Annotated in this window: 9 protein-coding genes and 1 tRNA gene; 3 read left to right on the forward strand and 7 right to left on the reverse strand. The window is 64.4% G+C overall.

Going from position 1 to position 12,277, the window contains the following annotated elements; translation table 11 throughout:
• Window positions 1-13: 13 nt before the first annotated feature.
• The 6 genes from ccoN to ACKVEX_RS14395 all read right to left on the reverse strand — a co-directional run bounded on the left by ccoN (window position 14) and on the right by ACKVEX_RS14395 (window position 6,694).
• Window positions 14-1,447: a cytochrome-c oxidase, cbb3-type subunit I gene (gene ccoN / locus ACKVEX_RS14370; protein ID WP_473216424.1), complete on the reverse strand. Its 1,434-nt coding sequence runs from the start codon at window positions 1,445-1,447 to the stop codon at window positions 14-16.
• 387 nt (window positions 1,448-1,834) lie between these two features.
• Entirely contained in the window at window positions 1,835-2,110 is a 276-nt protein-coding gene (gene ccoS / locus ACKVEX_RS14375) for a cbb3-type cytochrome oxidase assembly protein CcoS (RefSeq protein ID WP_473216425.1), read from the reverse strand.
• Window positions 2,107-4,590 carry a heavy metal translocating P-type ATPase gene (locus tag ACKVEX_RS14380; protein ID WP_473216426.1) on the reverse strand — a complete coding sequence of 828 codons (2,484 nt, stop codon included), beginning with the start codon at window positions 4,588-4,590 and terminating at the stop codon, window positions 2,107-2,109. Before ACKVEX_RS14380 ends, ccoS begins: the two co-directional genes overlap by 4 nt.
• Before the next feature lie 124 nt (window positions 4,591-4,714).
• The gene (locus ACKVEX_RS14385) at window positions 4,715-5,482 is read right to left on the reverse strand and encodes a 3-hydroxyacyl-CoA dehydrogenase (protein WP_473216427.1); all 768 of its coding nucleotides are present in this window, start codon (window positions 5,480-5,482) and stop codon (window positions 4,715-4,717) included.
• 166 nt (window positions 5,483-5,648) lie between these two features.
• Window positions 5,649-5,724: transfer RNA gene (locus ACKVEX_RS14390), tRNA-Thr, on the reverse strand.
• A 19-nt stretch (window positions 5,725-5,743) separates the two neighbouring features.
• Window positions 5,744-6,694, reverse strand: a complete 951-nt coding sequence (locus ACKVEX_RS14395; protein ID WP_473216428.1) for a LysR family transcriptional regulator — start codon at window positions 6,692-6,694, stop codon at window positions 5,744-5,746.
• 187 nt (window positions 6,695-6,881) lie between these two features.
• Here ACKVEX_RS14395 and ACKVEX_RS14400 point away from each other — a divergent pair, with 187 nt between their 5' ends.
• Both ACKVEX_RS14400 and ACKVEX_RS14405 read left to right on the forward strand, forming a co-directional pair.
• Window positions 6,882-7,601 (forward strand): haloacid dehalogenase type II, encoded by a 720-nt coding sequence (locus tag ACKVEX_RS14400; protein WP_473216429.1) that lies wholly within the window; start codon window positions 6,882-6,884, stop codon window positions 7,599-7,601.
• A gap of 101 nt (window positions 7,602-7,702) precedes the next feature.
• Entirely contained in the window at window positions 7,703-9,877 is a 2,175-nt protein-coding gene (locus ACKVEX_RS14405) for a malate synthase G (RefSeq protein ID WP_473216430.1), read from the forward strand.
• Between the two features lie 98 nt (window positions 9,878-9,975).
• Here the strand turns inward: ACKVEX_RS14405 and ipdC are convergent, their stop codons facing one another.
• On the reverse strand, window positions 9,976-11,604 hold the full coding sequence (gene ipdC, locus ACKVEX_RS14410; RefSeq protein ID WP_473216431.1) for an indolepyruvate/phenylpyruvate decarboxylase: 1,629 nt from the start codon (window positions 11,602-11,604) through the stop codon (window positions 9,976-9,978).
• Window positions 11,605-11,723: 119 nt separating this feature from the next.
• Between ipdC and ACKVEX_RS14415 the strand changes: the two genes are divergently transcribed.
• A complete protein-coding gene (locus tag ACKVEX_RS14415) occupies window positions 11,724-12,245 on the forward strand; it encodes an Lrp/AsnC family transcriptional regulator (protein ID WP_473216432.1) in 522 nt (173 codons plus the stop codon).
• Window positions 12,246-12,277 lie beyond the last annotated feature (32 nt).

A 12,277-nucleotide genomic window follows, 5' to 3' on the forward strand; every position in this document is an offset into this window, starting at 1 on the left:
TCATCTTCTCCGCTTAAGCGTGCGCGGGTTGGGGCGCAAGCACAGGCGCTTCGTACGCCTTCTCACCGGCAATCGTCTTCACCATGTTGTAGAACATGATGAGCATGCCACTCAGGAACAGGATGCCGCCGACCAGTCGGATGGTCCAGAACGGATAGCTCGCCTTGACGCTCTCGATGAACGCATAGGTCAGCGTGCCGTCCGGGTTGGTCGCACGCCACATCAGGCCCTGCATGACCCCCGCGATCCACATCGACGCGATGTAGAGCACGATGCCGATGGTCGCGATCCAGAAATGGGTCGTGATCAGCTTCACCGAGTACATCTCGGTCTTGCCGTACATGCGCGGCAGCAGGTAATACACGGCACCGATCGAAATCATCGCGACCCAGCCCAGCGCACCGGAGTGGACATGACCCACGGTCCAGTCGGTGTAGTGCGACAGCGCATTGACCGTCTTGATCGACATCATCGGGCCCTCGAAGGTCGACATGCCGTAGAAGGACAGCGACACGATCAGGAACTTCAGGATCGGGTCGGTGCGCAGTTTGTGCCACGCACCCGACAGCGTCATGATGCCGTTGATCATTCCGCCCCAGGACGGCGCGAGCAGGATCAGCGAGAAGATCATGCCGACGGACTGGGTCCAGTCCGGCAACGCGGTGTAGTGCAAGTGGTGCGGACCCGCCCACATGTAGGTGAAGATCAGCGCCCAGAAGTGCACCACTGACAGCCGGTAGGAATACACCGGACGCTCGGCCTGCTTCGGCACGAAGTAGTACATGATGCCGAGGAAGCCTGCGGTCAGGAAGAAGCCCACCGCGTTGTGACCATACCACCACTGGATCATCGCGTCCTGCGTGCCGGCATAGGCCGAGTAGGCCTTCCAGCCGGAAACCGGGACGGCGGCGCTATTGACGATGTGCAGCAGCGCGACGGTCAGTATGAAGGCACCGAAGAACCAGTTCGCGACATAGATGTGCGAGACCTTGCGCTTGGCGATCGTGCCAAAGAACACGATCGCATAGGAAACCCACACCACCGCGATCAGGATGTCGATCGGCCACTCGAGTTCGGCATATTCCTTGCCGGACGTGAAGCCGAGCGGCAGCGTGATCGCCGCCAGCACGATGATGAGCTGCCAGCCCCAGAAGGTGAAGGCCGCCAGTTTCGGCGCGAACAGCGTGGTGTGACAGGTTCGCTGCACCACGAAATACGATGTCGCAAACAACGCACAACCGCCAAACGCGAAGATCACCGCGTTGGTATGCAGCGGGCGCAACCTCCCGAAATGGAACCATTCGCCGATGTCGCTCAGATTGAGTGCGGGCCAGACAAGTTGAGCGGCGATGATCACGCCGACCAGCATGCCCACGATTCCCCACACCACCGTCATGATGGCGAACTGGCGAACGACTTTGTAGTTGTAAGTCGCTTGCGATTGCATGTGAGTCACCTCTTCGATTGAAAGTCTTTTTCTTGCCGAATTTCAAAGGTCCCCGCTGCACGACACGGACCGCCGGCCTGAAGAATACGCCTTACAGGAATACCCAATTTGACGTAGGTCAATATTGTATTGCAGCAGGGGGCGAAGCCCAAGGACTGATGCGGATTTCGGACAAAAATCGATCCGCTCGAGGACGAAAAAAAAGGGTGCGTCCAAAACGCACCCCCAACCCCAACAGAGAGACAATAATCCCGCGCCCCGGAAGCCGCGGCGAAGTGTTTCGCGCGAGCTTTCAGAACGACGGACGAAGTATGCCGAGCGGCCGTCATGCCAGTGTTGACCTAGGTCAACAAACCGTAACGATGCGGATTCGGGAACGAGCAGGCTTCATTTTTTCAGTCCGTCGTGATGCTCCGGAGGCGGATCATCCTGTGCCTCGACCTCACTGGCGACCTCGACCTCGCTCGCGCACGACTCGGCGGCATCCGCAGGCTCCGCCACGGCGGCACTGCGCGCCGGCGCGTCGCGATCATCCATCAGCAGGCGATAGGCCGGCCCCTCCATGTCGTCGTACTGACCGGACCGGACCGACCACCAGAAGATGACGCCGATGATGAACACCAGCAAGACGGACAACGGAATCAGCAGATACAGGCCCATCATCGGTGGTTGCCCCCGGTTCTGGTCTGCAGACGCAGCGCATTGAGCACCACCAGCAGCGAACTGCCGGCCATGCCCACCCCCGCCATCCACGGCGTGATCAGGCCCATCATCGCGAGCGGCACCGACGTAAAATTGTATGCAAACGACCACCACAGGTTCTGGCGAATGATGACCAGTGTTCGGCGGCACAGACCGATTCCGCGGGACAGACCCGCAAGACTTTCCGACAGCAGCACGATGTCGGCCTGATTGCGCGCCAGGTCGGTTCCGCCGCCCATCGCGACCGACACCTGGGCCTGCGCGAGCACCGGCGCGTCATTGACGCCGTCCCCGACCATCGCGACCACCGCGCCGGGCGCCTGCTGCTTCGCGGCGACCCAGGCCTGCTTGTCCTGCGGCAGCATGCCGGCGTGCGCTTCGTCCACGCCCAGTCGTGCAGCGACCGCGGATACCGCCGCAGCCGAGTCGCCACTGATGATGGCGGTCGGCACGCCCTCGTGCCGAAGGCGTCCGAGCAGCACACTCGCATCCTCGCGCGGCACATCCGCAAGCCGGAACAGCGCCGACCAGCCGGCGTCCGAACCCATCGCGACCACGGACCCGCCGTCGCGCTCGAGCGAGCCGATCGCCTCCGGCACGGGTGTTCCTGCAAGTTCGGCGACGAAATCGGGCCGGCCGATGCGCAGCGTCACCCCGTCGATGTCGCCCTCCACCCCCCTGCCGGTCACCGAGCGCAGGCCCACGACCTCCGGCAGGGCCAGTCCCTCGGCCGCCTGCCTTACGCCGGCTGCGACCGCATGCTCGGAAGCCTGTTCCAGCGCAGCGGCGCGTGCCCGCACCGCCTCCTCGTCCGATCCGTCCAGCACCCGCAGCGCATCGACCTGCATCACGCCATGGGTCAGCGTGCCGGTCTTGTCGAAGACGAAACGGTTCGCACCCGCCAGCGCCTCGATCGCATGGCCACGCGTGACCAGCACGCCCATTCGGGCGAGCGAATCGGTCGCCACCGTCAGCGCGGTCGGCGTCGCGAGCGACAATGCGCACGGACAGGCCACCACCAGCACCGACACGAACACCCACAGCGCCCTGTCGGGATCGATGAACTGCCACATGACGTAGGTCAGCGCCGACAGGCTCAGCAGCGCGACGATGAAAACGCGTGCGACGCGATCCGACTGGGTGGCGATGGCGGGCCGTTCGGCCGCCGCCCTGTCCATCAGCTTGCGGATGGAGGCGAGCCGGGTCGAATCGCCGACCTGACGAATCTCGATCAGCAGGGGGCTCGCGATGTTGATGCTGCCGCCGGTGACCACCGAGCCGGAACGCTTGACCACCGGCCGACTCTCGCCGGTCAGCAGGGACTCGTTGGCCTCGCTGTCACCGTCGATCACCACGCCATCGGCCGGAATCACCTCGCCCGGGCGGACCCGTACCCGATCGCCGGGAAGCAGTTGCGACACCGGCACCTTGCTCGCGGCACCATCGTCCGACAGTCGCTCGGCAAAAACGGGGATCACCTTGCCCAGTTCCTCGACGCCGCGTACCGCCTTCTGGCGGGCCAGCATCTCGAGGTAGCGTCCGAGCAGCAGCAGAAACACGAACATCGTGACCGAGTCGAAATACACGTCCGGCCCGTTGGTCAGCGTCGCCCACACGCTGGCGATGAAGGCGCTGCCGACGCCGAGCGCGACCGGCACGTCCATGCCGAGGCTGCGCAACCTGAGGTCGCGCAGCGCGCGCTGGAAGAACGGGGCAGCCGAGTAGAACACCACCGGCAGCGTCAGGATCAGGCTGGCCCAGCGCATCAACAGGTCCGCATCGGCCGAGATGTCGCCCTCCGCCGCGATATACGACGGATAGGCGTACATCATCACCTGCATCATGCCGAAGCCGGCGACGAACACCCGCCACAGCATCGAGCGCCGCTCTCGCTTGGCGATCTGCTCGGAACGCTCGGCATCGTAGGGATAGGCACGGTAGCCGATGGCCTGGATCGCGGCCAGGATCTCCGACAGCCTGGTCTTGCGTTCGTCCCAGCGCACCCGCGCGCGGCGCGTCGCGTAGTTGACTTCGACCAGCGACACACCCGGCTGACGGGCGACATGCTGCTCGTTGAGCCACACGCAGGCGGCACAGGTGATGCCCTCGAGAATCAGCGATGCTTCGCGCTCGTTCTCACCGACCGGCTGCACGAAGGACTTCTGGAAATCAGGATGATCGAACAGCCCGAGTTCCTGCAACTCGACCGGCAGCGCCTCCTTCTGCGGCTCGGGCATCGCATCCCGATGGCGATAATACTCGGTCAGTTCGTTGTCCACGATGGACTGCGCCACCGCCTCGCACCCGACGCAGCACATCCTGCGCCGGACCCCGTCGATCGCGACGAAATGCCGGGTCGTGGGCGGGACCGGCAGACCGCAGTGGTAACACTCTTCCGGCGTGGCCGCGGCATCCGCGACCGTCATTTCGGCAGAACTCATCGACTTCGATCACGCGTTCCATCATCGACCCTGCATCGCGGGCGCGGCAGGGAGCGCCACTTTTAGCACATTTCCGGACCCTGACCAACGCGTGCGACGAAAGGTTCGCCGCCGTGAAGCCTTTCTACTTCGCCGCCATCCGGATCGCGCCATCCAGGCGAATCACCTCGCCATTCAGGTACTGGTTCTCGATGATGTGACGCACCAGCGCCGCGAACTCGGACGGGCGGCCGAGACGGGACGGAAACGGCACCATCTTGCCGAGCGAGTCCTGCACGTCCTGCGGCATGCCCATCAGCATCGGCGTCTCCATGATGCCGGGCGCGATCGTCATGACCCGCACGCCCGAGCGCGCGAGTTCGCGCGCCACCGGCAGGGTCAGTCCGACGATGCCGGCCTTGGACGCGGCATAGGCCGCCTGCCCGATCTGACCGTCAAAGGCCGCGACCGAAGCAGTGCTGACGATGACGCCGCGCTCGCCGGACGCGTCCGCTGCGGCCTTGGTCATCACGTTGGCTGCAAGCCGCATCATGTTGAAGGTGCCGATCAGGTTCACGCCGATGGTCCGCGCGAACGACTCCAGCCGGTGCGGACCCTCGCGCCCCACCACCTTCTCGGCCGGCGCGACACCGGCACAGTTCACCAGCCCGTGCAGCCCGCCGAAGCCCGATACCGCCCGGTCGATCGCGGCCTTCGCACTGGCTTCATCGGTCACGTCGGTCTTGACGAAAGCCGAAGCCGCGCCCAGCTCCGCCGCCATCTGATCGCCCGCTTCGTCATTGACATCGGCAAGCACCACCTTCGCGCCGGCATCGACCAACATGCGCGCGGTGGCCGCACCCAGGCCTGAGGCGCCACCGGTCACCACGAAAATCCTGTCTTCTATTTGCACTTCTCGTCTCCTTCAGGTATTTCAGCACTCGAATCGGAGGAAGATAGGGTTGGTTGACGCCCGCGTCAATGAACGTGTCGATTTGTATCGCCGGGACTGCACCCCATCCCCGCCCAGATGCAAAAAAGGCCAGCCCGTGAGGGTCGGCCTTCATGCTTGCATCTATTGGTGCTGCTGGCCGGAATCGAACTGGCGACCTACTGATTACGAATCAGTTGCTCTACCGACTGAGCTACAGCAGCGAAGAGCGCGGAATATACCTCAGTGACCGGCCCGCTTCAAGGGCAAATCGGACTGTGTTGCGTCGTGCTGCGCTGACGGACTCCAGTAGTCGGATCGGCTGTAGTGATTCTTGAGGTGATCGATCAGCAGGCGCACCCGTAAGGCGAGATGCCTGCGCTGTGGAAAAACCACGTAGATACCCATCTTCGGCGCTGCGTACGCATCGAGCACCGACACCAGCCGGCCGCTTCGCAGGTCGGACTCCACCTCCCACAGCGAGCGCCAGGCGAGGCCCTGTCCGGCCAGCGCCCATGCGTGCAACACGGTGCCGTCGTTGCATTGCAGGCGTCCATTGACCTTCACGGTCAGCGCCTCACCCTTGTCATCGACGAACTGCCATCCGCGTTGCTGACCCAGCGACAGGCAGTCGAATTCCACCAGTTCTTCCGGTGTTCCGGGCGCACCGTGGCGCGCCAGAAACTCCGGACTGGCCACCACGACCCGGCGATTGTCCGCGAGCCGGATCGAGACCAGACTGGAATCGGCAAGCTCGCCTATCCTGATCGCGCAATCGATGTTCTCGTTGACGAGATCCACCAGCCGGTCGGTCAGATCGAGCGAGCAACTCACGTCCGGATTCGCCTCCAGAAAATCGCGCAGCAGCGGCGCCACATGCAGGCGACCAAAGCCGGCCGGGGCGGACACCCGCACATGACCGCTGGCCTTGACACCGCCCAGACTGACCGAGGCTTCTGCATTCGCGAGGTCGTTCAGGATCCGCTGGCAATCCTCGAGAAAGGCCGCGCCCTCGAAGGTCAGCGACACGCTGCGCGTGGTGCGCAGCAACAACTTGACGCCCAGCCTTTGCTCGAGCGCGTCGAGGCGGCGACCGATCACGGCCGGCGTCACACCCTCGGCCCGCGACGCGGCCGACAGACTTCCGCGGATCGCGACACTGACGAAACTCTCGACCTGCTTGAATATATCCATTATTGACTAAAAGTACATAATCAATTTACCAAGGAGGGCATTCTATCTTTTTTAAACCGGTAATAAACTGAGCGCCTTGAATCCCGACGGTTCCGCCCCCTCCGGCAGGGCCGGCTTCAGTGGCCGACGATCAGGCCGACAAACATCGGGCGATCGCTCCCTTCGATTTCGACACGGAACGCACTCAATGAAAAACGGCAACAGGATTCGCGCAGTCGCATTCGACGCATTCGGCACCTTGTTCGATGTGTACTCGGTCGGCGCGCTGGCCGAGCAGCTCTTTCCGGGCAAGGGCGACGCGCTGACGGCGCTGTGGCGCCTGAAACAGATCGAGTATTCCTTCCTGCGCACGCTGTCCGGTCGCTACAAACCCTTTCTCGAGGTCACCGAGGATGCGCTGGTGTTCGCCGCGCGCAAGCTCGAACTCGACCTGGGCGAGACGCAGCGGCGTCAGTTGATGAACCAGTACGCCTGCCTGTCGCCGTTTCCTGAGAATCTCGGTGCGCTGAAGGCGCTGCGCGAGCTCGGCATGCCGATGGCGGTGCTGTCCAACGGCACGCCCGGAATGCTGGAGGTCGCGATCAAGAGCGCCGGCATGAGCGGACTGTTCGATCACGTGCTGTCGGTCGATGCGGTCGGTCAGTACAAGACGGCCGCCGCGGCCTATCAGCTCGGTCCGGACACCTTCGGCTGTGGGGCGCGCGACATTCTGTTCGTGTCGTCCAACGGCTGGGATGCAGCGGGCGCCACCTGGTTCGGCTACACCACGTTCTGGATCAACCGAGGTCGTCAGCCGCAGGAAGTCCTGGACATCAGCCCGACGATCACCGGTGAGCGGCTCACCGACGTGGTCGAGTTCGTTCGATCGCGAAATTCGCCGGGATCCGTTCCAGCAAGCCCGGACTGAAAAGATCTGTCGCGTCGATCAAACCATGAGATGGATCGCGCGACTGTCTCTCCTTTCGAACTCTCAGTTTTCGCAACCGCTTTTTTCATAAGGCCAATGACATGACTACACGCATCCAATGCAAGGCGCTCGAGGTCGATGCCGAGCTGCAGCGTTTCATCGAAACCGAGGCCCTGCCCGGCACCGGCATCGCCGCAGACACCTTCTGGAGCGCATTCAGCGATCTTGCAAACGAGCTCGCCCCGAAAAACCGGGCCTTGCTCGCCGAGCGCGACCGCCTGCAGTCGGAGCTCGACAACTGGCACCGGGCCCACCCGGGCCCGATCAGCGACGCAGCCGGCTACCGCGCCTTTCTGGAGTCGATCGGCTATCTGCAGCCGGCGCCGGCGCCGTTCAAGGTCACGACCGCCAACATCGACACCGAGATCAGCCAGCAGGCCGGCCCGCAACTGGTCGTGCCGGTGATGAACGCGCGCTACGCCCTCAACGCAGCCAACTCGCGCTGGGGCAGCCTGTACGACGCGCTGTACGGCACCGATGCGATCTCCGATGACGACGGTGCGACCCGTGCCGGCGGCTACAACCCGGTCCGCGGCGCCAGGGTCATCGCGTTCGCGCGCGACTTCCTCGACCAGGCGGCACCGCTCGCGAGCGGCAGTCACCGGGACGCCACCGCCTACACCGTCGGCGATAGCGTGCTGACGGTGCAGTTGTCGAACGGCGCCACCACCGGGCTCGAACGGCCCGAGCAGCTTGCCGGCTATCAGGGCGATGCAGCTTCACCGTCGGCGGTGCTGATCCGCCACAACGGGCTGCACCTCGAGATCCAGATCGATCGCACGCACTTCATCGGCAAGACCGACGCCGCCGGCGTGAAGGACGTGCTGATGGAGGCCGCGCTCTCCACCATCATGGACTGCGAGGACTCGGTCGCAGCGGTCGATGCCGAGGACAAGGTCATCATCTACCGCAACTGGCTGGGGCTGATGAAGGGCGACCTGGTCGACACCTTCGACAAGGGCGGCAAGACTGTGACGCGCGCGCTGAATCCGGATCGCCAGTACACCAGGCCCGACGGCTCGACGCTGAAGCTACACGGCCGCTCGCTGCTGTTCGTGCGCAACGTCGGCCATCTGATGACGAATCCGGCCATCCTGCTCGCCGACGGCAGCGAGATCCCGGAAGGCATTCTCGATGCGGTGTGCACGACGCTGATCGCGCTGCACGACATGGCGCGCAAGGGCAACTCGCGCACCGGCAGCGTCTATATCGTGAAGCCGAAGATGCACGGCCCGGCCGAAGTCGCATTCGCCAGCGAACTCTTCGGTCGCGTCGAGCAGATGCTCGGCCTGCCCGCCAACGCGATCAAGATGGGCATCATGGACGAGGAGCGGCGCACGTCGGTCAACCTCGCGGCCTGCATCAAGGCGGCCGAGGCCCGGGTCGCGTTCATCAACACCGGCTTCCTCGACCGCACCGGCGACGAAATGCACACCGCGATGCAGGCCGGCCCGATGATTCGCAAGGGCGACATGAAGACCTCGGCGTGGATCCAGGCCTACGAGCGCAACAACGTGCTGACTGGCCTGGCCTGCGGCCTGCGCGGCAAGGCCCAGATCGGCAAGGGCATGTGGGCGATGCCGGACCTGATGGCCGAGATGCTGAAGCAGAAGATCGGTCATCCCAAGGCGGGCGCGAACACCGCCTGGGTGCCCTCGCCGACCGCCGCGACCTTGCATGCGATGCACTACCATCAGGTCGACGTGCAGGCGATCCAGCAGGAGATGGAGCAGATCAGCTTCGCCGCCGAGCGCGACGCGCTGCTCGCCGGCCTGCTGACCGTGCCGGTCGCACCCCGGGCCGACTGGTCGCCGGCCGAGATCCAGCAGGAACTCGACAACAATGCGCAAGGCATCCTCGGCTATGTGGTGCGCTGGGTCGACCAGGGCGTGGGCTGCTCCAAGGTGCCCGACATCAACAACGTCGGCCTGATGGAGGATCGCGCCACGCTGCGCATCTCCAGCCAGCACATCGCCAACTGGCTGCTGCATGGCGTGACCAACGAAGCCCAGGTCATGGAAACCCTGAAGCGCATGGCCGGCGTGGTCGACAAGCAGAATGCGGGTGACCCGGCCTACAAGCCGATGGCGCCCGACTTCGACAAGTCGGTCGCATTCAAGGCTGCTGCCGATCTGGTGTTCAAGGGCTGCGAGCAGCCCAGCGGCTATACCGAGCCGCTGCTGCATCAGTGGCGCCAGGTCGCCAAGGCGGGCTGAGCATCGATCGTGTGACGCCGGCGCCCACCGGCGTCACACGATCGAGAGGATGACGCACCAGGCATCCGACCCGAACGATGATCCGCACCCCGTTGCGTTCAGGACTGTTTGACGGCGTTGAGGCGCTTCACACCATTGACGAAGCGCGACAGCGTCTCCGACAGCACGCCACGCGGAATCATCACTTCGATCAGCTGAAAACGGCCGCGCGTGGCCATCGCCGCATCCATTGCCGCCTTCAGCTCGGCACGCGTATGGACCCGCACGCCGTCACCGCCCATACCCGCGGCCATCTGCGCGAAACCCCATTCGTCGAGGTCGTTGAAAGCGGATTCCGGCTGAAAGGTGCGCAGCATCTCCCAACTCGCGTTGTTGAACAGCAGCACGATCGGATCCCAGCCATAGCGGCCGCAGTTGCCCAGTTCCCAGCCGGTCATCTGGAAGGCGCCGTCGCCGACCAGGATAAGCGGACGTTGTCCGGTCGCAGCCTGCCAGCCCAGACCTGCCGGCACACCGAAGCCCATCGTCGCGTAGTAGCCCGGGGCGACCAGCGCAGTGTGCTCGATGTCCATCGCGGTGAACAGGCAGTCACCCACGTCCGACGCGATTGGCAGCTTGCCGTGCTCGGCCATCAGGTCATTGACCGCGGCCGCGATGTCGGCCGGCGCGATGGCCGCGTCATCGGCGACCAGCCCGCGCGGAAAGGCCGGGCGGTTCACGGTGAAGGCCTTGCCGCCGGACGGCACGCGCTCGAGCAGGCCGTCAACCAGCGCGTCGAGCGGGATCATCGGATAGGTGTGATAGCCTATCGTGACCCGCCCCTCCAGCGCCTGTATCGTCTTGCGCAGGTCGATGTGCTTCTCCGACACCGCGAAGTTGGTGTCCGAGATGATCACGCCGAGCAGGAACAGCCCGTCCGAGTCCTCGACCAGGCGGGTGACCTCCGGCAGGCCCGCCAGGCCCATGTAGGTACCCATCAGCGGTGCGTCGTGATCGGCGAGCAGGCCACGGCCCATGAAGCTGGTCACCACCGGCAGTCCGAGGCGCCGCGACAGTTCGGCGACCTTGACCTCCAGCCCGAAGCGGCGGACTTCGACGCCAGCCATAAGCACCGGTGCGTTCGCGCTTCGCAGGCGTTCGATGATTTCCTCGACGCACGCATCCAGCGCCTCCGCGTCGACCGCCGGCGGCGTCTCGGGAACGACAGGCGCGCACGGCTGGGCCACCATGTCCCGCGGGATCTCGATATACACCGGGCGCGAATTGCGCAAGCAGTTGCCCAGTACGCGTGCGATGTCGGACGGTGCGCGCGCGGCATCGTCCAGCCGCACCTGGTCGCAGGTGATCTCGCGGAAGATCTGGAACTGCGAATCCAGCGTCTTCGCCTGATGATGCAGCAGCAGGCCGGAACGCGACTCGCCCAGCCCGGGTCCCCCGGAGATCACCACCAGCGGCGATTTCTCCGCGTAGGCCGCCGCGACCGAGTTGATCATGTTCAGCGCACCGGCGCCATAGGTCACCGCCGCGACCCCGAGGCCGCCGCCGATGCGCCCGGCCGCGTCGGCGGCGAAACCCACGCCGGGTTCGTGCGACAGCGTGTAGAGCGGCAGGATCTTCGATTCCTCGATGATGCGGAAGTAAGGAAGCGCGAAATCACCGGGGATGCCGAAGATCAGGTTCGCGCCGTGATCCTTGAGCGCGTGCAGGAGGGATTCGGTGAGATTCATGGCTGGCCTCATGGGGATGGTATGAGGGTCATTATCCCGCGCAACATGCACACGATGTACGCGTTCTTGCGCCTAAAAACGGTATATTACGCACGTTTCGTGCATAAAATGGCTTTCATATGAGTACTCTTAGCATCGATCGACACGATCTCGCGCTGCTCGATGCGCTGCAGCGCAGCGGCAACGCGACCAACGCGGCGCTGGGCGAAGCGGTGCACCTGTCCGCTTCCCAGGTCAGCCGCCGCCTGCAGCGCCTGCAGGACGCCGGCCTGATTGCCGGCTTCGCGGCCCTGTTGAACCCCGGCGCCCTCGGCCTCGGCGTGACCGCCTTCGCGCACGTGATGCTGGAGCGTCAGGGCGGCGCCCGCGTGGAGGCATTCGAGGAAGGCGTCGCGGCATTGCCGGAGGTACTGGAGTGCTTTTCGGTCAGCGGCAACGCGGACTACGTGCTGCGCATCGTGACGCCGGACCTTGCCGCCTTTTCGGAACTGATGATGAAACACGTGCTTCGCCTGCCCGGCATCGCCAACATCAAGACCGACATCGTGCTGAGTACCGTAAAGCAGACGCATGTGCTGCCGCTCGCCCACATCAGCCGTCCACGCAGGCCCGGGCAGCGGGTAAGCTACTCGGGCAATTGAAGCCGGGACGCGGTTCGCAGTGTCGATCAGTT

The sequence above is a fragment of the Denitraticella aggregata genome (assembly GCF_048158365.1).
Classification (GTDB): Bacteria; Pseudomonadota; Gammaproteobacteria; order Burkholderiales; family Rhodocyclaceae; genus Azoarcus_F.